The sequence below is a fragment of the Micromonospora parva genome (assembly GCF_000718515.1).
In the GTDB taxonomy this organism is placed as follows: Bacteria; Actinomycetota; Actinomycetes; order Mycobacteriales; family Micromonosporaceae; genus Micromonospora; species Micromonospora parva.
In genome coordinates, this window is the sequence record NZ_JNZS01000010.1 from 1 (window position 1) to 22,249 (window position 22,249).

Annotated in this window: 20 protein-coding genes; 10 read left to right on the plus strand and 10 right to left on the minus strand. The window is 71.8% G+C overall.

The window, feature by feature from the left end; translation table 11 throughout:
• Positions 1 to 464 precede the first annotated feature (464 nt).
• Positions 465 to 884, plus strand: a complete 420-nt coding sequence (locus tag IF22_RS0115020; RefSeq protein WP_245233631.1) for a protein-tyrosine phosphatase family protein — start codon at positions 465 to 467, stop codon at positions 882 to 884.
• Here the strand turns inward: IF22_RS0115020 and IF22_RS0115025 are convergent.
• A complete protein-coding gene (locus IF22_RS0115025) occupies positions 877 to 3,150 on the minus strand; it encodes an ATP-binding cassette domain-containing protein (RefSeq protein ID WP_030332402.1) in 2,274 nt (757 codons plus the stop codon). The two genes, IF22_RS0115020 and IF22_RS0115025, sit on opposite strands and share 8 nt — an antisense overlap.
• 165 nt (positions 3,151 to 3,315) lie before the next feature.
• On the opposite strand from IF22_RS0115025, the gene IF22_RS0115030 reads away from it, so the two are divergent.
• The 3 genes from IF22_RS0115030 to IF22_RS0115040 all read left to right on the plus strand — a co-directional run bounded on the left by IF22_RS0115030 (position 3,316) and on the right by IF22_RS0115040 (position 6,218).
• Positions 3,316 to 4,044 carry a MerR family transcriptional regulator gene (locus IF22_RS0115030; RefSeq protein WP_030332403.1) on the plus strand — a complete coding sequence of 243 codons (729 nt, stop codon included), beginning with the start codon at positions 3,316 to 3,318 and terminating at the stop codon, positions 4,042 to 4,044.
• 46 nt (positions 4,045 to 4,090) lie between these two features.
• Positions 4,091 to 5,299, plus strand: a complete 1,209-nt coding sequence (locus tag IF22_RS0115035) for a D-alanyl-D-alanine carboxypeptidase family protein (RefSeq protein ID WP_030332405.1) — start codon at positions 4,091 to 4,093, stop codon at positions 5,297 to 5,299.
• Positions 5,300 to 5,369: 70 nt separating this feature from the next.
• The gene (locus IF22_RS0115040) at positions 5,370 to 6,218 is read left to right on the plus strand and encodes a peptidylprolyl isomerase (protein WP_245233632.1); all 849 of its coding nucleotides are present in this window, start codon (positions 5,370 to 5,372) and stop codon (positions 6,216 to 6,218) included.
• 120 nt (positions 6,219 to 6,338) lie between these two features.
• Here IF22_RS0115040 and IF22_RS0115045 read toward each other — a convergent pair whose 3' ends face one another.
• Positions 6,339 to 7,376, minus strand: coding sequence for a LacI family DNA-binding transcriptional regulator (locus IF22_RS0115045; RefSeq protein WP_030332410.1), 1,038 nt, complete (start codon positions 7,374 to 7,376; stop codon positions 6,339 to 6,341).
• 319 nt (positions 7,377 to 7,695) lie between these two features.
• Here IF22_RS0115045 and IF22_RS0115050 point away from each other — a divergent pair, with 319 nt between their 5' ends.
• Positions 7,696 to 8,532 (plus strand): M15 family metallopeptidase, encoded by an 837-nt coding sequence (locus IF22_RS0115050; protein ID WP_245233633.1) that lies wholly within the window; start codon positions 7,696 to 7,698, stop codon positions 8,530 to 8,532.
• A 43-nt stretch (positions 8,533 to 8,575) separates the two neighbouring features.
• On the plus strand, positions 8,576 to 9,082 hold the full coding sequence (locus tag IF22_RS0115055) for a DinB family protein (RefSeq protein WP_030332414.1): 507 nt from the start codon (positions 8,576 to 8,578) through the stop codon (positions 9,080 to 9,082).
• Between the two features lie 7 nt (positions 9,083 to 9,089).
• On the opposite strand, the gene IF22_RS0115060 is transcribed toward IF22_RS0115055, so the two are convergent.
• Positions 9,090 to 10,277, minus strand: a complete 1,188-nt coding sequence (locus tag IF22_RS0115060) for a spore photoproduct lyase family protein (protein WP_209444556.1) — start codon at positions 10,275 to 10,277, stop codon at positions 9,090 to 9,092.
• Between the two features lie 157 nt (positions 10,278 to 10,434).
• On the opposite strand from IF22_RS0115060, the gene IF22_RS0115065 reads away from it, so the two are divergent.
• From IF22_RS0115065 to IF22_RS0115075, 3 genes are all read left to right on the plus strand, one after another.
• On the plus strand, positions 10,435 to 11,745 hold the full coding sequence (locus IF22_RS0115065) for an RICIN domain-containing protein (protein WP_245233634.1): 1,311 nt from the start codon (positions 10,435 to 10,437) through the stop codon (positions 11,743 to 11,745).
• A gap of 21 nt (positions 11,746 to 11,766) precedes the next feature.
• Entirely contained in the window at positions 11,767 to 11,973 is a 207-nt protein-coding gene (locus IF22_RS0115070) for a hypothetical protein (protein ID WP_030332419.1), read from the plus strand.
• 489 nt (positions 11,974 to 12,462) lie between these two features.
• The gene (locus IF22_RS0115075; protein ID WP_030332420.1) at positions 12,463 to 13,662 is read left to right on the plus strand and encodes an RtcB family protein; all 1,200 of its coding nucleotides are present in this window, start codon (positions 12,463 to 12,465) and stop codon (positions 13,660 to 13,662) included.
• Positions 13,663 to 13,703: 41 nt separating this feature from the next.
• Here IF22_RS0115075 and IF22_RS0115080 read toward each other — a convergent pair whose 3' ends face one another.
• The 7 genes from IF22_RS0115080 to IF22_RS0115110 all read right to left on the minus strand — a co-directional run bounded on the left by IF22_RS0115080 (position 13,704) and on the right by IF22_RS0115110 (position 21,636).
• A complete protein-coding gene (locus IF22_RS0115080) occupies positions 13,704 to 14,495 on the minus strand; it encodes a maleylpyruvate isomerase family mycothiol-dependent enzyme (RefSeq protein ID WP_030332421.1) in 792 nt (263 codons plus the stop codon).
• Positions 14,496 to 14,603: 108 nt separating this feature from the next.
• Positions 14,604 to 16,097: an MFS transporter gene (locus IF22_RS0115085; protein ID WP_030332422.1), complete on the minus strand. Its 1,494-nt coding sequence runs from the start codon at positions 16,095 to 16,097 to the stop codon at positions 14,604 to 14,606.
• A gap of 33 nt (positions 16,098 to 16,130) precedes the next feature.
• The gene (locus IF22_RS0115090) at positions 16,131 to 16,760 is read right to left on the minus strand and encodes a TetR/AcrR family transcriptional regulator (protein WP_051708495.1); all 630 of its coding nucleotides are present in this window, start codon (positions 16,758 to 16,760) and stop codon (positions 16,131 to 16,133) included.
• A gap of 128 nt (positions 16,761 to 16,888) precedes the next feature.
• Positions 16,889 to 18,442 carry a hypothetical protein gene (locus IF22_RS0115095; RefSeq protein ID WP_081883836.1) on the minus strand — a complete coding sequence of 518 codons (1,554 nt, stop codon included), beginning with the start codon at positions 18,440 to 18,442 and terminating at the stop codon, positions 16,889 to 16,891.
• 125 nt (positions 18,443 to 18,567) lie between these two features.
• On the minus strand, positions 18,568 to 19,473 hold the full coding sequence (locus IF22_RS0115100; protein ID WP_245233635.1) for a Gmad2 immunoglobulin-like domain-containing protein: 906 nt from the start codon (positions 19,471 to 19,473) through the stop codon (positions 18,568 to 18,570).
• Positions 19,470 to 20,939: a sensor histidine kinase gene (locus tag IF22_RS0115105; RefSeq protein ID WP_051708497.1), complete on the minus strand. Its 1,470-nt coding sequence runs from the start codon at positions 20,937 to 20,939 to the stop codon at positions 19,470 to 19,472. Before IF22_RS0115105 ends, IF22_RS0115100 begins: the two co-directional genes overlap by 4 nt.
• A gap of 16 nt (positions 20,940 to 20,955) precedes the next feature.
• Positions 20,956 to 21,636 carry a response regulator transcription factor gene (locus IF22_RS0115110; RefSeq protein WP_030332427.1) on the minus strand — a complete coding sequence of 227 codons (681 nt, stop codon included), beginning with the start codon at positions 21,634 to 21,636 and terminating at the stop codon, positions 20,956 to 20,958.
• Positions 21,637 to 21,801: 165 nt separating this feature from the next.
• Here IF22_RS0115110 and IF22_RS0115115 point away from each other — a divergent pair, with 165 nt between their 5' ends.
• Positions 21,802 to 22,116, plus strand: coding sequence for an L-rhamnose mutarotase (locus tag IF22_RS0115115; protein WP_245233636.1), 315 nt, complete (start codon positions 21,802 to 21,804; stop codon positions 22,114 to 22,116).
• Positions 22,117 to 22,249: the final 133 nt, after the last annotated feature.

Here is a 22,249-nt window from a genome sequence, read left to right on the forward strand (position 1 = left end):
AGGGCTCCTCGGCGGAGGCGGATGGCGTCATCAAGCGGCGTGCGTTTTCCAGATCTTGGACAGTTTCCGTTAGCACAGAACGGAAACTGTCCAAGATCTCGCGGCGTGCTCCGCTGGCCGCTGGCCGCTGGCCGCTGGCCGCTGGATCGGCTGGCCGCCCGTGCGGCGGGGCGATCGGCGGGGGCGTCGGACGGGGTCCGCGGGACGGTCGGGTGGTGCGTGCATAGACGCGGCGGGTGCGGGAACAAGGTGGGGGTCCGGCAGGTTGAGGACAGTGTCGGTGTGACTCAGTGTCCCCGGGCCTCACCTAATATCGCCTTCGCGGAATACCGTTCGGCTGGAGCCGCGTCGTGCCACTCGCCGAGAGGCGACCTGCACACCGACACCAGTGCCGCCCCCGGCTCACCGGCCGGGGGCGGCACTGTCTGTGCTCATTCGTCAGAGCGTCGCGGCACAATGTCCGGGTGACTGAGACGCTGCCGTGGTCTGAGCAGTCGGGCGTACTCGTACTCCCCAGTGGGGCGTTGGTGCGCGGACGCCGCATCGTTGCCGCGACCTCGCCCGCCGACTTCGCCGTGCTGCTGGCCCCTGGTCCGGAGCCGGCCTGGCCGCACCGGCGGATCCGGTGGCCCGACTTCTGGGTACCGCTCGACAGCGCCGATGCCCTCGACGCCCTGCGGGAGGCGCTACGGCGGGCGCACGATGGTGAACGCGTCGAGGTGGCCTGTCGCGGTGGGGTGGGCCGCACCGGAACGGCCCTGGCCGCGCTGGCGATCCTCGACGGTTTGCCGGTCGAGCGGGCCGTGCCGTGGGTTCGGGCTGGCTACCACCCGAAGGCGGTGGAGACCCCCTGGCAGCGGCGCTGGCTGCGCCGCGTCAGATGACCGCCGGGTCGGTGACGTACTCGCGGAGGTGGCTGGCGGTGAGGGTGCCGCCGGTGGCAACCAGTTCGGCTGGTGTGCCGGTGAAGACGATGCGGCCACCGTCGTGGCCGGCGCCGGGGCCGAGGTCGATGAGCCAGTCGGCGTGGGCCATGACCGCCTGGTGATGCTCGATGACGATCACCGTGTTGCCGGCGTCGACCATGCGGTCGAGCAGGGCCAGCAGTTGGTCCACGTCGGCCAGGTGCAGACCGGTGGTCGGCTCGTCCAGGACGTACGTGGTGGTCTTCTCGGCGAGGTGGATGGCGAGCTTGAGGCGTTGCCGCTCCCCGCCCGACAGGGTGGTCAGTGGTTGGCCGAGGCTGAGGTAGCCCAGCCCGACGTCGACCAGTCGACTGAGGATGGGGTGCGGGAAGAACGCGTACGCCTCGGTGACGGACATGGCCAGCACCTCGCTGATGTTCTTGCCGCGCAGCGTGTACGTGAGCACCTCGTCGGTGAAGCGTCGCCCCTCGCAGCGTTCGCAGATGCTGGCGACGCCGGCCATCATCGCCAGGTCGGTGTAGATGAGCCCGATGCCTTTGCAGGCCGGGCAGGCGCCCGCGGAGTTGGCGCTGAACAGTGCGGCCTTGACCCCGTTGGCCTTGGCGAAGGCGGTGCGGATCGGGTCGAGCAGCCCGCTGTAGGTGGCCGGGTTGCTGCGTCGTGAGCCACGGATCGGGGACTGGTCGACGATGACGACCTCGGACCGGCCGCGTAGCGACCCGTGGATCAGTGAGCTCTTGCCGGAGCCGGCAACGCCGGTGACCACGGTGAGCACCCCGAGCGGGATGTCCACGTCGACGTCGCGCAGGTTGTGCAGGTCGGCCTTGCGGATGGCGAGGCGCCCGGTCGGTTGGCGTACCGTCTCGCGCACCCGTACCCGGTGGTCCAGGTGCCGCCCGGTGAGGGTGCCGGAGCGGCGCAGGCCGGGGACGTCGCCGGTGAAGCAGATTCGGCCACCGTCGGTGCCGGCGCCCGGCCCGAGGTCGACGACGTGATCGGCGATGGCGATGGTTTCCGGTTTGTGTTCGACCACCAGCACGGTGTTGCCCTTGTCGCGCAGCCGTAGCAGCAGGTCGTTCATCCGGGCGATGTCGTGCGGGTGCAGGCCGACTGTCGGTTCGTCGAAGACGTACGTGACGTCGGAGAGGCTGGAGCCGAGATGGCGGACCATCTTCACCCGTTGCGCCTCTCCGCCGGAGAGGGTCGCCGACTCACGGTCCAAGCTGAGGTAGCCCAGGCCGATCTCGACGAGGGAGTCCAGCAGGTCGCGGAGGTTGGCGACGAGCGGCGCGGCGCCCGGGTCGTCGATGGTGCGGACGAACGCGACCAGGTCGCTGATCTGCATGGCGGAGCAGTCGGCGATGGTGTGCCCGGCGATCAGCGACGACAGGGCCGCCGCGTTGAGCCGGGTGCCGCCGCAGTCGGCGCAGCTGGTGAAGGTGACCGCCCGGTCGACGAAGGCGCGGATGTGCGGTTGCATGGATTCGCGGTCCTTGGCGAGCAGGAGCCGTTTGACCTTGACCGCGAGGCCCTCGTACGTCCAGTTGTTGCTGCCCACCTTGATCTTCGTGGCCGGCTTGTGCAGGAAGTCCTCCCACTGTTGTGGGGTGAAGTCCTGCAGTTTGACGTCCGGGTCGAACAGGCCGGAGCCGACGATGGTCTGCCAGTACCAGGAGTCGACAGCGAAGTTCGGCACGGTGATGGCGCCGTCGTTGAGGGAGCGCTCGACGTCCACCAACTCGTTGATGTCGAGGTCGGAGACGCGGCCCAACCCTTCGCAGGTGGGGCACATGCCCTCGGGGAGGTTGAAGCTGAACGCCCCGGCGCCGCCGATGGACGGCTGGCCGAGCCGGCTGAAGAGGATCCGCAGCATGGCGTACGCGTCGGTGGCGGTGCCGACGGTGGAGCGGGAGTTGACGCCCATCCGTTCCTGGTCGACGACGATGGCCGCGCTGAGGTTGCGTAGCGAGTCGACGTCCGGCCGGTTGAGGTTCGGCATGAACGACTGGAGGAACGCGCTGTACGTCTCGTTGATCATGCGCTGGGACTCGGCGGCGATGGTGCCGAAGACCAGCGACGACTTGCCCGATCCGGAGACGCCGGTGAAGACGGTCAACCGGCGCTTGGGGATGTCCACCGAGACGTCGGCGAGATTGTTCTCCCGCGCCCCGCGTACTTCGATCATGTCGTGGCTGTCGGCGGCGGACCATGCTGGCTGCGACATTCGAACCCTTCACGGAATCGTGGCGGGACTTCTCCCGCCGGGCACTGGCAGGTTCAATTGTCTCATTCATCCGCACGTGGAGACTTTCGCCGACAATTGAGCGTGCACTGCCGCAGGACGTCCGGGAAAGTCTCAAATCACGTCGTAAGCGGTACGGTGGCTCGCGTGGACGTCGCTCCGAAGGATCGGCTGCGCGCCGTGGACCTGGCGGCCACCGTCGGGATCTCGGTGCAGCAGGTGCGCAACTACGTCCAGGCGGGGGTGTTGCCGCCGGTGCGCCGCACCGCGAGCGGCTACCGGATCTTCACCGGTGAGCACGCCCGGGCGTTGACAGTGGCGCGGCGGTTGGCCGAGGGGCACGGCTGGTCCCGTACCCGGGAGATCATGGCGGCGGTGCACTCCGGTGACCTGCCGGCGGCCCTGGCGGCGCTCGACGGCGGTCACGCCGAGCTGGACCGGGAACGCGCCGAGATCCGCCGCGTGCTCGGCGCCTTCGAGACCGTGCTGGCGAGCCCACCGGCGGCCCGGCCCGCGCCTCGCCACGGCGCGCGCATCGGCGAGGTCGCCGCCCTGGTCGGGGTCCGCACCGCGCAGCTGCGGCTCTGGGAGGAGCGCGGGCTGCTGCGGCCGGGCCGCACCCCGGGCACCAACTACCGGGTGTACGACGAGGCGGAGCTACGCGCCGCGCAGGTCATCGCGTTGCTGCGCCGAGGCGCGTACCCGTTCGAGATCATCGAGGCGGTGCTGGGTGAGCTGCGGACCACCGGAAGCCCGCAGCGGGTCCGTGCCGAGCTGGCGCGCCGTGAGCAGGAGCTGCACGCCCGCAGCCTGCGCAGGCTGCGCGGCAGTGCCGCGTTGCACGACTATCTGAGCGGTCGCGGCGACGCGGGTTGACCCGCATCCCGTCCCGCGCAGCGATCGTCGTGACTAGGGTCGGCTCATGAGAGCTGCGCTGCTGGCGGCCACGACGTCCGCCGTCCTGCTCGCTCCCGTGCCGGTCGGTACGGCGGGAGCGTCCGCCGCGCCGACGGTGCGCTGCCCCCGGGTCCCGGCGCCGGCGGCGTCGCGCCCACCCCGGCCGTCGCCGCCGCCTGCCGTCCCCGGCCAGCGGATGGTCGGCGGCGCGGCGCTCGACACGACCGGCCTGGTCGTGCCGGCCGGCGTCGCCGCACCGCCGAAGATCACCGCCACGTCGTGGCTGGTCGCCGACCTGGACAGCGGCCAGGTGCTCGGCGGCTGCGGCCCGCACGAGTACGGCACGCCGGCGAGCGTGCAGAAGCTGCTGCTGGCGGCCACCATGCTGCCGAAGCTCGACCCGAAGCAGCTGGTCACCGTCACCGAGGCGGACATGGACATCGAACCCGGCTCCTCGGCCGTGGGCCTGGTCGCGGGCGGCCGGTACACCGTCGAGACCATCTGGCTCGGGTTGCTGCTGAACTCCGGCAACGAGGCCGCCAACGCGCTGGCCCGACTGGGCAGCGGGACGGACAGCGCCGCCGGTGTCCGCGCCATGAACGAGCAGGCGCACCACCTCGGCGCGTTGCAGACGCACGCGGTCACCCCGTCCGGGCTGGACGGCAGGGGGCAGTTCACCAGCGCGTACGACCTGGCGTTGATCGCCCGGGCCTGCTTCGCCCAGCCGACCTTCCGCCGGTACGCGTTGACCGAGCAGACGTCGATTCCGGCCCAGCCGGCGCAACGTACCAAGGGCTTCGAGATCCAGAACGAGAACCAGCTCATCTACCGGTACCCGGGGGCGCTCGGCGGCAAGACCGGCTTCACCGACCTGGCCCGGCACACCTATGTGGGGGCGGCGGAACGCGGCGGGCGGCGGCTGGTGGTGACCCTGCTGGGCGCCGAGTCGGCGCCGGCTCGCGGCTGGGAGCAGGGTGCCGCCCTGCTGGACTGGGGCTTCACGCTGCCCCGCGACGCCGCGGTGGGCCGGTTGGTCGAGCCCGGCGAGCTGACCGCCACCCCGTCGGCGGCGCCGTCCGCGCTGGCGGCACCCGGCGCGCCCCGGCCGGCGGCGGCCAGCGGACCGGCGCGTAGCGACGCGGGGTGGCTCTGGTCGGTGACCGCGCTCAGCGGCGCGACGGTGGTGGCGTTGATGGGCGGTCTGCTGTGGCGGCGTCGCCGCCGGTTGCCCTGACGGATCGACATCGGGCGTGGCCGTCCATAGACTCCGGTCTTTCTGGCACCACCAGTCCAGGAGGATCCCTGTGCCGAGTGAACCCGAACCGCGCCCCGCAGTGGCGGCACCCCGCCGGTCGGTGCGCGCCCTGACCCGCCTCGCGGGGGTGACAGTGCTCGCCGGGGCGCTGGTCGTCGGAGCGTCCGCCACCGCGCTCGCCGCGCCGGCCCCGGCGGCCGACGCGGTGCGCGTGTCCGCAGCGCCGCCCACCGCCGCCGACGCCGCCGCCAGACCGCCGCGCACCACCCACGGCCCGTGCGCGTACACCGAGACCCCGGACGAGCCCGCGGCCCGACCGGTGCCGTTGCCGCCCGACCCGCGCCGCACCCCGGCCCGGGGCAGCGTCCGGGTGACCCTGGCGACCAACCACGGGCCGATCGGGTTGACACTGGACCGGGCCGCCGCGCCGTGCACGGTGCAGAGCTTCCTGCACCTGGTCAGCAAGCGTTTCTACGACCGCACCCCGTGTCACCGCCTCACCGCGTACCCCACGCTGAGCGTGTTGCAGTGCGGTGACCCGTCCGGAACCGGCGAGGGCGGCCCGGGCTACCGGTACCGCGACGAACTGCCGACCGACCTGCCTCCCGCGCCCACCGACCCGACCGGGGAACGCCGGGTGTACGCCCGGGGCGTCCTCGCGATGGCGAACGCCGGGCCGGACACCAACGGCAGCCAGTTCTTCCTGGTCTACGCCAACTCCGCGCTGCGCCCGAACTACACGATCTTCGGCGAGGTCGACGCGGCCGGCCTGGCCACCCTCGACCGGATCGCCGCCGGGGGAGTGGCGCCGACCGCCGAGGACCCGGCACCGGTCGACGGTGCGCCGGCACTGCCGGTGACCATCCGCAAGGCGGTCCGCTGGCACCACCACCACTGACCGTACGGCGCGGTGGGTGACCGTCGGTCGCTCACCGCGCCCGGGCCGGCCACGACCTGGCCGGAACTTTCCGGAACGGACCGGAACCGGTCCAACCGGTTTCTGCGGCAGGTCCGGCCGTCACGCCGAGGCGGGTGACCCGGTCGGCGGGGCGGTGGTGCTGTCGCGCACGACAAGTTCGGTGGCCAGTTCCACCCGGGGCGAGTCGATGCCCTCGCCCTGGGCGAGGCGGAGCACCGTCCGGGCTGCCAACCGTCCCATCTCGACCAACGGCTGGCGAACGGTGGTCAGCGGCGGGGACGCCCAGCGGGCCTCCGGCAGGTCGTCGAAACCCACCACGCTCACGTCGTCCGGGACGCGCAGCCCGCGGCGGCGGATCGCCTCGTAGACGCCGAAGGCCATCTGGTCGCTGGCGGCGAAGATGCCGGTCGGCGGGTCGGCGAGGTCGAGCAGCGCGGTCCCGCCCGCGAACCCGGAGGCGTGGTAGAAGTCGCCCGGGTAGATCAGCGCGTCGTCGACCGGCACGCCGGCGGCCTCCAGCCCGGCCCGGTAACCGTCGAGTCGCGCCCGGCTGCACAGCAGATGCGTCGGCCCGGCCACGAAACCGATGCGCCGGTGCCCGACGGCGAGCAGGTGTTCGGTGGCGGCGAGCCCGCCGGCCCAGTTGGTCGCGCCGATCGTCGGCACGTCCATGGCTGGCACGCCGGCCGGGTCGACGACCACCACCGGCACGTTGAGGCGACGCAGCTGCGCGTGCAGCGGCGCGCTGAGGTGCGAGGTCACGAAGATGACGCCGTCGGTGGCCCGGGTGCGCAGGTTCTGCAACCACTGCCGGGCCGCGGTGGGCTGCCGGTGGATCGCGGAGACCACGGTGCCGACACCCGCCCCGTGCCCGACGTCCTCCACACCGCGGATGATCTCCACGGCCCAGGGGCTGTCCAGGTCGTTGAAGACCAGGTCGACCAGGCCGGCGCGGCGGACGCTGCGGCTGGTCCGACGCCGGTAGCCGTGGTGGCGCAACAACTCCTCGACCCGCTCGCGGGTGTCCGGGGCCACATCGGAGCGTCCGTTGAGCACCCGTGACACGGTCGGCACCGACACCCCGGCCTCCCGTGCGATCGCGGTGATGGTCACCCTGCGTCCGTCGTCCGCGCCCACCCGCGTCTCCTTCACCGAGCCGGAGGAACGACCAGAAGTCGTCGTCCACCGTGTGTCCCGAAACGGCGTGCCCGTTCCACGGGTCATCTTGCCTCACCGATGGGGTTTGACGACATGCCAGGTCGACCGAAGCTTGGCTGGAGTTGCGGAAAACTTCCGGAGCTTTTTCGCCAACTTTCGTTGATTGCGTCGACAAATGGCTCCAGGTGGAATCGACTTTCGTGGATTCGCAGTGTCCGGCGGCCGGGGGCAGGGCGACTTCGCGCACCGCGAGCGGATCCTGGGACAGCGGCCCTGGCTGGGCTGATAGACAGGACTGGTGCGTCACCGCCTGGCCGTCGTCGTCGCGCTCGTCGCGCTGCTCGCCGGCTGCTCGCGGGCGGAGCCCCGACCCGCGCCGACCGGGCCGCAGCCCACGTCGGCGAGCCCCACCCCCGCGCCGACCCCGTCCGGGGCACCCCCGCTGCCGGGGTTCGTGGTGGTGACCGACGTCGACCCGCGCATCCACGCCGACATCCGCTACGCCACGGCGCACAACTTCGTCGGCCGGCCGATCACCGGCTACCGGGAGCCGCTGTGCCTGCTCACCCGGCAGGCGGCCCAGGCGCTGCGCCGCGTACAGGACGCCGCGCTGGCCAGCGGACACAGCATCAAGGTGTACGACTGCTACCGCCCGCAACCGGCGGTGGACGACTTCGTGGCCTGGTCGAAGCGCCCCGATGAGCAGCAGACCAAGGCCGAGTTCTACCCGGACCTCGCCAAGAACCGGCTCTTCGCCGACGGCTACATCGGGGCGCCCACCGCGCACAGCCGCGGCAGCACCCTGGACCTGACCCTTGTCGACGATCCCGCCGCCAGCCAACCCCCGTACCGGGTCGGGCAACCGCTGGTCGCCTGCACCGCGCCGCGCGCCCAGCGCTTCGCCGACAACAGCATCGACATGGGCACCGGCTTCGACTGTTTCGACCCCCGGGCGCACACCGCCGACCCCTCAGTCACCGCGACGGCGCGGGACAACCGGCAGTTGTTGCGGCGGCTGATGACCGACGCCGGGTTCGTCAACTACGACCGGGAGTGGTGGCACTACAGCCTGCGCGACGAGCCGTACCCGGACACGTTCTTCGCCGCCCCGGTCGCCCGATCCTCGGTCGGCTGACCCAGGCCGGACCCCGCAGCCGCCGTCCGGCATGATCGTTTCAATGACCACCGAACGGATCGGCCCCCCGGTTACCGGCGACGAGCGGGAGACGCTGCGCGCGTTCCTCGACTTCCACCGCGCCACGCTGGCCCTCAAGTGCGAGGGTCTCTCCGACGGGGACCTGCGCCGGCAGTCGATGCCGCCCTCCACCCTGTCCCTGCTCGGCCTGGTGCGACACATGGCCGAGGTGGAGCGCGCCTGGTTCCGGCGGGTCATCGACGGCGAGGACATCCCGCTGGTGTGGTCGGAGACCGGCGACTTCCAGCAGGCGTACGACGCCAGCTCGGCCACCCGGGCCGAGGCGTTCGACGCCTGGGAGCGTGAGGTCGCGCACGCCCGCCGGATCGAGCGGTCCGCCGCGTCGCTCGACGTGACCGGCCGCAACGCCCGCTCCGGCGAGATCGTGTCACTGCGGCTGGTGATGCTGCACCTGATCCACGAGTACGCCCGACACAACGGCCACGCCGATTTTCTCCGCGAGGGCATCGACGGCGCCGTCGGCGTCTAGCCCGGGGTCAGGTCCAGTAGAGGATCCGGCAGGCCGGGACGCGGGCGGTCAGCTCGGTGGTGAACCAGTCGCGCAGCTCGGTCATCTGCTCGCGGGGGTAGACGTACTTCACCGCGCCGAACTTGCCGTGCTTGCGGCTGCGGGACTCCTCGTCCATCTCCAGTCGGGTACGCGGGTACCAGCCGAGCAGCACCTCCTTGCTGCCGGGCGTGAACCGGTGGGTGATCAGCTCGGCGGTCAGGTCCACATCGGGCACCCCGTCGACCGCCGCGCGGACCTGGTCGAGCAGGTCGCCGTAGTGCTCCCGCCAGTCCGGCAGCGCGATGATCGGCGCGATGGTCAGCCCGACCGGGTAGCCGTCGAGGGCGAGCCGGCGCAGCGCGGCCAGCCGGTCCGGCACCCGGGCGGTGCCGCCCTCGAACCGTTGGCTGACCGGGGCGCAGTTGACGCTGAAGCGGACCCGGGTCCGGCCGGCGTGCGGCAGGCCGACGAAGGTGTCCACGTCGGCGTACTTGGTGGTCCAGCGCAACTGCACGGGGGCGTCCCAGTCGGCGAAGTGCTGCACCGCGCGCCGCCAACTGCCGGTCAGGTGCTCAAGGGCGAGCGGGTCGGTGTAGCAGGACGCCTCGAAGGTGGTGCCCTCGTCGGCGCGCCGCGCGTTGCGGCTGGTCACCGTACCGCGCCCGGCGTACGCGGCCAACCCGGCGAGGATGTCGTCGAGGTCGGCGTACACCCGGGTCACCGGTGGGCCGGACAGGGATCCGGCGAGGTAGCAGTACTGACAGTGCGCCGGGCAGCCCTCGGCCAGGTCGACCCGCCAGTCCGCGCTGGGCGCGATGGGTTGCAGGACACGCCGCGAGGGTGGGCTCACCACGATCGCCATTGTCGACTTGGCCCGCGCGTAGGTTTCCCGGTCGGTCTGCCCGCGTACCCCGGTGAGCCGGTTGGCGCGCAGGTGTTCCACCTCGATGCCGAGTGCCCGCACCCGTTCGACGATCCGTTGGCCGTGCGGGTGGTCGAGCGCCGCGGGGGTGGCCACCACCCGGCTCGGGGTCCAGCGGCGCGCCGACCGGGTCGGCGGCGCGAGGCCGGCCAGGTCGCGGATCGGCACATGTTCGCCGCTGGCGTCGTGCGGCGCGGCGGGCACGTCCACGGCGAGCGGCGTGTCGACGTCGACGGCGTCCGGGCTGGTCATCCGGCGGGGGTACCCGTTGCCGGAGGAATCCCACCCGTTCGGGCGATCGGCGATTGACGCGATCTGGTCAGAGGAATAACCTTTCGTCTATCTGTAAACCTTGTGAACAGATGTACCTCGACGCGGCGGCGCGCGTCCCCACCGAAGGGACGATCAGGTGATCGCAGAACTCTCCTCCCGTACCAGAAGGATCCTGTCGTTGTTCGTCGCCCTGGTCGTCGCCTTGACCGCCGGTGTCGCTGTCAGCGCCTCGCGCAGTGCGCAGGCCGCGCCGACGTTCAAGGTCCTGGCCTTCTACAACGGCACCTGGGACGCCGCGCACATCGACTTCGTCAAGGACGCCCGGGCCTGGTTCCCGCAGGCCGCCGCCCAGTACGGCTTCTCCTGGGAGGCCACCAACAACTGGGGCCTGCTGAACACCGCCAACCTGGCCCAGTACAAGGTCGTCATGTTCCTTGACGACGCGCCGCCCACCGGGCAACGCGCCGCGTTCCAGCAGTACATGCAGAACGGCGGAGCGTGGTTGGGCTTCCACGTCAGCGCGTGGACCGACAACCCGTCGAGCTGGAGCTGGTACTACAACACCTTCCTCGGAACCGGGGCGTTCCAGACCAACACCTGGGGGCCCACCCGGGTCACCATGCGCGCCGACAACCGCACCCACCCCGCCACCCGGAACCTCCCGGCGACCTTCCCGTCCTCGATCAGCGAGTGGTACTCCTGGAGCAACGACCTGCGGCAGAACCCCAACATCGACATCCTGGCCTCGGTCGACCCGTCCAGCTTCCCGGTCGGCACCGATCCCAACCAGTCCTGGTACGGCGGCTACTACCCGCTGGTCTGGAGCAACCGGCAGTACAAGATGCTCTACGCCAACTTCGGGCACAACGCGATGAACTACAGCACCAACACCGGGCTGTCCTCCACCTTCGACAGCCCGCAGCAGAACCAGCTGCTGATCGACGGGCTGCACTGGCTCGCCGGTGTCGGCACTGTCCCGCCGACGACGCCCCCGCCGTCCGACGGCACGATCTCGCCGACCGCCTGGCACACGGTGGTCAACCGGGGCAACGGCAAGTGCGTGGACGCGCGGGCCGCGGCCAGCGCGAACGGCACCGCCATCCAGCAGTACGCGTGCAACGGCAGCGCCGCCCAGCAGTACCAGTTCGTGCCGACCAGCGACGGGTACCTGCGGGTCAACAACCGCAACAACAGCGCCCAGGTGCTCGACGTGACCAACAGGTCGACGGCCGACTCGGCGCCCATCCAGCTCTGGTCCTACAGCGGCGGCAACAACCAGCAGTGGCGGGCCGAGCCCGAGGGCGGCGGCTACTACCGCCTGGTCAACCGCGGCAGCGGCAAGTGCCTCGACGTGCCGGGAGCGTCGACGGCGGACAGCGTCCAGCTCATCCAGTACGCCTGCAACGGCACCGCCGCGCAGTCCTTCCGGGTGGTGCCCGTGTCGTAGCCCGGCGGTAGCTTCGCGGCCATGGCGATTCCCGACCTGCTGCCGATCGCGCACGAGCCCGACTACCGCGCCAGCACCATCGGCCACTACGACAAGGGCCAGTTCTTCGGCTCCGTCACCGCCACCCTCACCGACGGTGCCGGAGCCGAAGCGGCCCGCCACCCGACGGCCACCGCCACGAGGCCGTGCCCCGGGCTACGGGTGTCCGCGTCGGCGAAACTCGTCTGATCGCGCTCGAACAATGATGTGGTGGCCTCGTCGCATCCTGAGGGCCCTCTTTCCTGGATCGAGCACGATCTTGAGCCGCTCGGGCCGACGCCCGAGCCCAGGGCGACCGGCGCGCAATATCCTTTGCGGACAGGCCGCGGCCCGCCTACCGTCATCGAAGCAAGGTCAACCGATCAGACCCCGGGGAGTACGCCGTGTCGCAGCGCGACCGCACCACGATCATCTGGCGCACGCCAGGTGCGGGTGCCGGGTTGCCCTCGGGCGCACGGTGCCGGTATCTCGGTCAGCCCACTTGTCTCGGTCAGCTCGCTGAGGGCCGGCGACCAGGGCGACGCCACCGCTGACGCCAACGCGTCCGGTGTCGCCGCCCACCCCTGCGGGTCGGGCGGCCTTTTCGTATCCGACGAACTTCCGCGCCCGGCCTTCCGGTACGCGATCATTTCCGGTCACCATGCGACGTTGGTGCCGGCACGACACAAGGAGACCACGATGGGATTCACCCCGCTCGCTGGTACCCGGGCACCGGTCCGGGTCTGGACCGACCCGTACGCCATCGAGCCGCAGGCCGCCAAGCAGCTGCGCAACATCGGCGCGCTGAAGTGGGTGCAGGGCGTCGCCGTCATGCCCGACGTGCACTTCGGCAAGGGCGCCACGGTCGGCTCGGTGATCGCGATGCGGCAGGCCGTCTCGCCGGCCGCGGTGGGCGTCGACATCGGCTGCGGGATGTCGGCGGTGCGGACCTCGCTGACTGCCGCCGACCTGCCGGACGACCTGGCCGGGCTGCGCTCCGCGATCGAGGCCACCATCCCGGTCGGCTTCGCCCAGCGCACCGACCCGGTCGACCCGCGCCGGATCCGGGGCCTGGAGCAGGCCGGCTGGGCCGACTTCTGGGGCCGGTTCGCCGGCCTGGACCGGCGGGTGGCGCAGCTGCAGACGCGGGCGCAGCGGCAGATCGGCACCCTCGGCGGGGGCAACCACTTCATCGAGGTCTGCCTGGAGCAGGGCGGCGCCGACGAGGGCCGGGTCTGGCTGATGCTGCACTCCGGGTCCCGCAACATCGGCAAGGAACTGGCCGAGCGGCACATCGCCGTGGCCCGGGGGCTGCCGCACAACGCCGACCTTCCGGACCGGGACCTGGCGGTGTTCCTCGCCGGGACGCCCGAGATGGACGCGTACCGGCGGGACCTGTTCTGGGCGCAGGAGTACGCGCGGCGCAACCGGGCGGTCATGCTGGCCCTGCTCTGCGGCGTGGTGCGTGAGCACTTCCCGCAGGTCGGCTACGACGAGCCGATCAGCTGCCACCACAACTACGTCTCGGAGGAGAGCTACGACGGGGTGGACGTGCTGGTCACCCGCAAGGGCGCGATCCGGGCCGGCCGGGGTGACCTGGGCATCATCCCCGGGTCGATGGGCACCGGGTCGTACATCGTGCGGGGGCGGGGGAACCCGGACGCGTACTGCTCGGCGTCGCACGGCGCGGGGCGTCGGATGTCCCGGGCGCAGGCCAAGCGGACGTTCAGCACCGCGGACCTGGCCGCGCAGACCGCCGGGGTGGAGTGCCGCAAGGACGCCGGGGTGGTCGACGAGATCCCCGGCGCGTACAAGGACATCACCGAGGTGATGGCCCAGCAGGAGGACCTGGTCGAGGTGGTCGCGCACCTCAAGCAGGTGGTCTGCGTGAAGGGCTGAGACGCCGCGCGGGCCGGATCACCGGCCCGCGCGGCACCGTCTCAGAAGCCGACGAAGACCCGGCGCAGGTCGTCGAGGGTCACCGAACCGGTCACCAGCACCCCGTCGGGGGTGTGCTGGGGACCCAGCCGTCCGGTGGCCAGCCGCAGCCACGCCTCGGCCGGCGCCACCAGCTCGCCGTCGGGATGCTCCGGCGCGTCGACGATCTCGACCTGCTCACCCAGCCGCAGCCCGAACGTCCGCTCGGGCGCGTGCAGCCGGACCAGCAGGGTGGCCCCCTGACCGTCCAACTTATGCGGTCGGCTGGTCCAGGCCAGCATGCCGCCGATCTGGTCGAGCAGCAGCGCCACCGCCCCCGGCGTCACCGCCGCGAACCTGTTGAACGCCACCTCGGCGTCCCACTGGTGCAGGGCGAACTCACTGAGCCGGAACCGGGCCGCGGTGGCCACGTCGACCGGCTCCGGCAGGAAGCCGAGGTCGACCCGCATCGAGGCCCGGCTCTCGGCGTCCAACGCCTCGTACGCCTCGACCAGTCGTTCGTTGCTGGCGAGGAAGCCGGCGGCGTGCTCGGCCGGGGACATCGCGTCCCAGCGGGCCCAGACGCCACGGTTGAAGTCCCCGTCCGGGCCGGGCGTGCCGGTGCGGGCCGCCTCCAGCGTCGCCAGGTTGATCTCGGCGCCGCTGCCCAGGTGGCTCAGCACCTGCGACACCTGCCACTCACTGGCCCCGGACGGGCGGAGCAGGTCGTCTTCCTTGAGGTCCCGGACGAGCGCGGCGAGCTCCTCGTGGCCCGCGCGCAGAGCGGTGATGATCTGGTCAGCAGGGGTCGACATGGGTCTCCTCAACGGATTTTCGACGATGATCGGGACGTTACCGGACGTGGCCACCGGCCGGCCCACCCCAGGCTCGGGGCACTCCGGCCGGCGGCCACGGCGGTCAGCTCAACCCATGTGCACGGTGTTGCCGGTCGGGACGTCCTCCTTGCGGACCTTCACCAGGACCAGTGTGGCCAGCCCGGCGAGCACGATCAGCGCCGCGCCCCAGGCAAAGGCCACCCGGTAGCCGTGCACCAGCGCCTCGACCTGGTTGACCGGGTTCGGCGCCCGGCCGACCAGGTAGGCGGCGACCGCGCTGGTGTAGAAGGTGTTCAGCAGCGCGGTGCCGAGCGAGCCGCCGATCTGCTGGGTGGCGTTGAGCGTCGCGCTGGCCGCGCCGGCGTCGTGCTCCGGCACCCCGACCAGGGCGAGGCTGGACAGCGGGACGAAGGTGAAGCCCAACCCGAGGCCCAGGACGACCTGCGCGGGCAGCAGGTGGGTGAGGAACGGGGTGTCCACGTCGATCTGGGTCAGCACCAGCATGCCCAGGGCGGCGAGCGCCGAACCGGCGACCATCAGCGGCTTGGCCCCCACCCGGGGCATCAGCTGGCTGGCGCCACCCGCGGCGATCAGCACACCGGCGGTGACCGGCAGGGACGCGAGACCGGCCTCCAGGGGCTTGTACTGCAACACCACCTGGAAGTAGAAGGTCAGGAAGAGGAACGCCCCGAACAGGCCCGCGCCGATCAGCGTCGACGTGAGGAACGCCCCGCCCCGGTTGCGGTCCAGCAGGATCCGCAGCGGCAGCAGCGGGTGGCTGGAGCGCAGCTCGATCACCACGAACGCGGCGAGCAGCAGCACGCCCGCGGCGATGAAACCGAGCGTCGCGGTGGCGTCCCAGCCGTCCTCGGCGGCCTTGGTGAAGCCGTACACCAGGGAGACCAGGCCGGCGGTCACCACGATCGCACCGGGTACGTCGTAGCGGGTGTTGCCGTGGGCCCGGCTCTCCGGCACCAGCGGGAGGGCGAGGGCGATGGCGATCGCGGCGACCGGGATGTTGACCAGCAGGCACCAGCGCCAGTCGGCGTACTCGGTGAGCACCCCGCCGAGCAGCAGACCGACAGCCGATCCACCGCCGGCGATCGCGCCGTACACCGCGAAGGCCTTGGCCCGCTCGGTGGTCTCGGTGAAGAGAACGGTGAGCAGCGCCAGCGCCGCCGGGGCGAGCAGCGCGCCGAAGGCGCCCTGCAACGCGCGGGCGGCGAAGAGCATCTCACCGGTGGTGGCCAGACCGCCCAGGGCCGAGGCGAGCGCGAAACCGGTCATGCCGACGATGAAGGTGCGCTTGCGCCCCCAGTAGTCGGCGATGCGACCGCCGAGCAGCAGCAGACCGCCGAAGGCCAGCGTGTAGGCGGTGATCACCCACTGCCGGTTCGCGTCGGTGATCCCCAGGTCGGCCTGGGCCTGCGGCAGTGCGATGTTCACGATGGTGGCGTCCAGGACGACCATCAGCTGTGAGACCGCGATGACCGCCAGCGCGATCCAGCGCCGCGGATGCGGGGCGCCGGTCGACACCCCGGCGTTGGGCGCGCCGGGGGCGGTCGAGGTGGTTCCGGGCATGGTGAAGCCTTCCGTGTTACGGATATCGGTGAATCAGGCCGGCGACGGACCGTCGTGCTGATAGCGGAGCACCGGGATCAGCACCTGGTCGACGACCTGGGTGAGGAACGCGTCATCGGCGGGTAGGCCGTGCGCGACGATGCGGGACATGGTGAGCGCGGGCGCCAGATCGTGGAACATCTCCCGCTCGCCGGCCTCCGGCGGGATCTCCCCGCGGGCGGCGGCCCGGACCAGGATGGCGGTGCTGGCCACCCGCCCGGCCGGCAGCACCTGGTGACGGACCAGACGTTCCAGCTCGGGGTTGGTCCGCATGGCGAAGGTCAACGCCTGCATCAGGTCGCAGTCGGCAGTGCAGATCGCGGCCGTGGCCCGCAGCAACTCGATCAGGTCACCGCGAAGGGAGCCGGTGTCGGGCGGGTTGTGCACACCCACGCGCTGGTCGCGCAGGGCGGCGACGACCAGCTCCGCCTTGCCGTCCCAGCGCCGGTAGATGGTGGCCTTGCTGACGTGGGCGCGGGCGGCCACGGCGTCGATGGTCATCCGGTCGTAGCCGACCTCGCGCAGGGTGTCGATGACGACGGTGAACAGGTCGCTGTCGGTGCAGCGCGGAGCCCGGGCAGCCGGCACCCCGGCGCCCGCGTCCACCTGCTGACCACCCAGCATCTCGACCCCCCGCGAAACGATGTCGTACTGACCCTAGTTCGCGGTTCGCTGATCGTGCAGGCTTTCGTGAGTTGCCTCGCATCTCGCCGACGAAACGATGGCGTTTCAGCGGGGGATCGGGGGTCTGGTCAGCTCACCATGGTGTTGCTCGCCCAGACGGGTTTCGCGTCGCTGTCGCGGTACAGGACGAGGTTGCCGTCCTCCTGGAGCCAGAGACTGGCGGGGCCGTGACCGCCGGTCTGGGTCGACCAGGCGATCGTGCCGTTGGCGCGGTACAGGGCGAGGTTCCCGTCGGGGCCGTTGACCAGCCGCACGCCGTCGCGGGTGTTGCTGGCCCAGAGCGCGGTGGCGGAGCTGCGCTGGTAGAGCACCAGGTTGCCGTCGTCCTGCAACCAGAACTCGAAACGGCCGTCGAGGGAGCGCAGCTTGGCCCACCGGCGCAGGGTCTGCCCGGTACGCAGGTTGGCCGGCGCGGTGTCCGAAAGTTGAACCGACAAATCGGTGAAGATCGGCTCTTTCGGGGTGAAATCTCTCGTCACCACCCCGAAGTTGCACTCCGGATTGGTCGGATCGGTGCAGGCGTCCCGGTACGAGTAGAGGAACAGCGGCCCAGTGTAGCTGAGTGAGCGCCACATGGACACGCCCTGGACCAGGTGATCCCGCAGGGTCTCCCGACCCAGGCCGGTCGCCCCGGACGTGGGGTAGCCGAACTCGGTGCCCCAGATCTTCTTCGCCCCGTCGCCGTGGTTGACCATGACCGAGCGCAGGTAGGCCAGTTCACCGCAGGGCGGATTCTCCCCGGGCGGGCCGAAGAGGTTCCACCAGCGGTTGACGCACTCCGGCGCGGCCGGGCCCAGACCGGAGTTCCAGGCCGGATAAGGGTGCAGCGCCACCGCGTCGAAGTACGGGCCGTACCCGTTGCGATAGGCCCAGTCCAACCAGAGCGCCGCCTCGTTCACGTTGCCGGTGCTGGTGACCGGAGTGCCGCCCCCCGAGCCGCCGGCGAGGACCACGCAGTCCGCGCACTCGGCGTGGATCAGGGGGTGGGCGAGCCGGACCAGTTGCCAGTAGCGGGTCTTCCGGTCGGTGGCGTAGTTGCCGAAACCTTCATAGCTGCCGGACCGCCCGTTGTTCGGCTCGTTCCAGACCTCGTACGCGTGCACCCGGCCGGCGAAGTGCCGCACTGTGGCGCCGACGATAGTGGTCCAGTCGGCGTCGTCGGTGGGGAACCACTTGTCGGTACTGTTGCCGCCGTTGGCCCAGGGCGGCGCGTAGGCGAGCACCATCAGCACCCGGATGCCCCGGGCGCGGGCGGCATCCACCACCGGGTCGAGTCGGTCCCAGCGCAACGCGCAGGTGCGGCACTGCTGCACGTACCACCAGTCGAGGTCGATGCGGATCATCGGGGAGCGGCCGGGAACGTAGGCGACCAGGTCGTCCAGCCGGCGGGTCAGATCGGTGTCGAGCAGACCGCTGCCCTCGGCGAAGCCGACGTCGAACGGGCCGTAGGTGCTGGCGGCCGGCACGGTGGCCGGCAGCCGCCCGACGGTCGCCGCCGGTGTGACCAGGCCGGCCGGTGTGACCAGGCCCGCCAGCAGGAGCAGGGCGAGCACTGTGCTCGACAGCCAGCGGACCGGCCGGCGAGGCCCGCCCGTCGACGCGGCAGGTGACGTGGTCGGCATGCGGGATCCCCGTTTCGCGGCGCCGGTGACAGGTCTGTGCCAGGTGGACGACCCGCCGGCAAGTATCGCCCACCTGATCACAATCGACCGACCCGGAAAGCCGCTGAGCCGCGGCTCTCGGATGGTCAGTCGCCGCCAGCGAGGACCACCGGCACGGCCATCGTGTTGATCCGTGCGCCGTCCACCGCGGACACCTCGTACACCTCGACAGTGCCCTGCTGTTCGCGGACCGCGCGCCAGCCGACCACCACCCGGTAGCCACCCCGGCAGCCGCTGCCGCAACTGGCGGTGCCGAAGCCGGTGGCCACCTCCCGGCCGGCGGCGTCCAGCACCCGGACGCTCACCGTGGCCTCGAACACGACGGCGGTGCCGGTGACGACGAGCGGCGCGGAGACGCGCTCGCCGGGGACCGGGCCGGTGACCACTATCGGCGGCAGCAGATCCGCGTAGTCCGCCCGATCGACCGCAGCCGCGCCGTCGAGGCGGACCTGCCGCACGGTGGGGAACTGGGTCAACGTCCACACCACCTGGGCCTCACACAGTCGTCGCGTGGCCGGGTCGCCGACGGACGGCACCCGCAGTGTCGCGACGCCGTCGGCGATGCGGGTGACCTCGACGCCGGCCGGAAGCAGCGTGGTCATCCCGGTGGCGGCCTCGGCCGGGCTCGGCCCGGCGGCCAGTTCGGCCAGCGCCAGCCGGGACGTCGCGACAGTGGCCGGCCGGGTGCGCCGGGTCGGCACCAACAGCCCGGCGCGGACGTACCACAGCTCGATGGTCACCGGGTCGGGCCGGCGCGTGCCGGAGGACGCCGCCGCCGACGGACGCGGTGGGCGGTCGGTTGGTGGTCGTGGTGGCGTCGGCTGCGCGGCCACGGTCGGGACGGGTGCCGGGCGGCTGCCGGGTGCGGCGCTCGTCGGCGGCGCGGTGGGCGCCGGGCCCAGGTCACCGGAGCGGGACGTGCCGCAGCCGCTGAGCAGGAGCGCCGCGATGAGCACCGGTACGCCCAGCCGGACCGTGCCGCGGCGGCTCATCCCACACCGCCCACCGGGTCAGCGGCACGCCCGCTCGGGCCCGGGTCGGCGCGCTGGTCCTGGCGCGGCACGTCACCCTGCGGGCCGGCGGGGCCGTCAGCGGGCAACTCCAGCCGGAACCGGGTGCCCTCGCCCGGTTCGCTGTGCACGCCCAGCGCGCCGCCGAGCAGATCGGTGTGCTCCCGCGCGATGGCCAGCCCGAGCCCACTGCCCGGCGCCGAGCGGGACGCGTCCACCTGGTGGAACCTGTCGAACACCCGGGGCAGATGCTCGGCCGGGATGCCGGGCCCCTGGTCGGTGACCTCGAAGACGACCAGCGGGCCCGCACCCGCCACGGTGGCCGTGATCTCGCCACCGCCGTGTTCGACAGCGTTGGCGACCAGGTTGGCCAGCACGCGCTCCAGCCGGCGCGGGTCGGTGCGCAACACCAACGGGTCACCGGTGACCCGCACCCGCGCCGACCAGCCGCGTGCCGAGACGATGCCGTGCAGCAGCGCCACCGCGTCGACCGGCCGCACCGTCAATCGCTCCCGCCCGGCGTCCAACCGGGAGATCTCCATCAGATCGTCGACCAGCCGGCGCAACCGGACCACGTCGCCGATCAACAGCCGGGCGGACGGCTGGGCGTCCTCAGGCAACTGGTCGAGGTGCTCGCGCAGCAGCGACGCCGCGGCCACCAACGCGGTCACCGGGGTACGCAGCTCGTGCGCGACGTCGGCGGTGAACCGCCGCTCGCGGGCCTGCGCGGCCGACAACGCCGCGATCTTCGCCTCCAGCGCCTCGGCCATCTCGTTGAACGTCGCCGCCCACACGCTGAACTCGTCGCGCCCGCGTACCGGCAGGCGGGTGGCGAGCAGGCCCTCGGTGAGCGCTCGGGCGGCCCGGCTGGCCCGACCCACCGGCTCCAACGTGCGGCGGGCCAGCGCGTGACCCACCGCCGCGGCGAGCAGCACCACGAGCGCCCAGCCGGCCAGCAGCGCGGTGCGCAGCTGACCCAGGTCGGCGGCGACGCCGTCCTCGACGGTGAGGACGTACAGCTCGGCGGTCGAGCCGGGAATGCGCCCGCCGATGATCAGCAGCCGGGGACGCTCCGCCCGCGCGGAGCGTTGGTAGCCGAGCCGCCCGTCCGCGACGACGGCCCGCAACCGGGTGCCCAGCACCGGGGCGTACGCGGGGTGCGAGGCGCGGGCCGGGCCGTCGACGAGCACGACGTGCCGACCGCTGGCCTCGAAGCTGGTCAGCAGTTCGGTACTGCGCTGCTCGGTCAGCGGCAGGAACTGCCCAGCGAGCACGAGTTGGTAGCGGGCGTCGGCGGCTGCCTCATGCAGCGACGCGTCCAACCAGGACTGCCGCAGCAGCAGCCCGGTCCCGCCGGCGAGCAGCCCGGCCGAGACGCCGGCGACCAGGACGAACGCGATCGTCAGCCGGCGCCGCAGGCGGCCGGGGAGCACCGCGTGTCCGGCCATCGCCGCCCCCTTCCGGTCAGCCCGTCGACAGTTTGTAGCCGGCGCCGCGCACGGTCCGGATCAGCCGGGGCTGCGCCGGATCGTCCTCGATCTTGGCGCGTAGTCGCTGCACGGCCACGTCGACCAGTCGGGAGTCGCCGAGGAAGTCGTGGTTCCACACCAGGTCCAGCAGCAGCTCCCGGGTGAAGACCTGGCCGGGCCGCCGGGCCAGCTCCAGCAGCAGGCGGAACTCGGTGGCGGTCAGCGTCACCTCCCGACCGTGCTGGCGGACCACGAAGCCGCCCGGGTCGATCTCCAGGCCGCCGACCTCGATGACTGTCGACGCCGCCGGCACGTTCACCCGGCGCAGTACCGAACGGATCCGGGCCACCAACTCGGGCAGGTCGAAGGGCTTGCGCAGGTAGTCGTCCGCGCCGCACTCCAGCCCGACCACCACGTCGATCGTGTCGGTGCGCGCGGTCAGCATCAGGATCGGCACCTGGCTGCCGCGCCGGATCTCCCGGCAGACCTCCAGACCGTCCAGCCCCGGCAGCATGATGTCGAGGACGATGAGGTCGACCGGGTGCGCGCGGAACGCGGCCAGGGCCTGCCGCCCGTCGACAGCGGTGTCGACCCGGAAGCCGGCGCGGCGCAGACCGAGGGCGGTGACCTCCCGGATCGAGAAGTCGTCCTCGACGACCAGCACGCGGCCCTCCATCACCCGAGGGTAGACCCGCTGCGACCGTCCGTAGTCCTGGCGGAACGGTCGGCATCGGTGCCCGGCTGGCCCCTCACCGGCACCGTCCAACCGCTACGGTCAGGTGCCTTCGGCACCAGTGAATCAGCTCACTCGAAAGGGCACGACGTGCAACGTCATGGCTGCGTGATCCGACTCCGCCCCGAGCAGCGGGAAAACTACCTGCGGCTACACGCCGAGGTGTGGCCGAGCGTCGAGAAGACGCTGCGCGAGGCGAATTTCCGCAACTACACCATCTTCCTCCACGACGACCTGTTGTTCGGCTACTACGAGTACGTCGGCGACGACTACGAGGCCGATCAGCGGCTGATCGCCGCGGACCCGCACACGCAGGAGTGGTGGAAACTGACCGACCCGTGCCAGGAGTCGATCGCCGAGCCGGGGTCGGGGGACTGGTGGGCTCCGATGCGCGAGGTCTGGCACCTCGCCGACGAGGCCTAGCTCCCTCGGGCGGTTGCGAGGCGAGGCGTCCGGCGACAAAAGGGGCTGCCTCGCCTCACGCCGTCGCCAAGAATTTCTGGGCGTGTTGTCGATTGGGACCGGTTCCGTTCGTAGCCCTGGTGAGAGCCCGGCA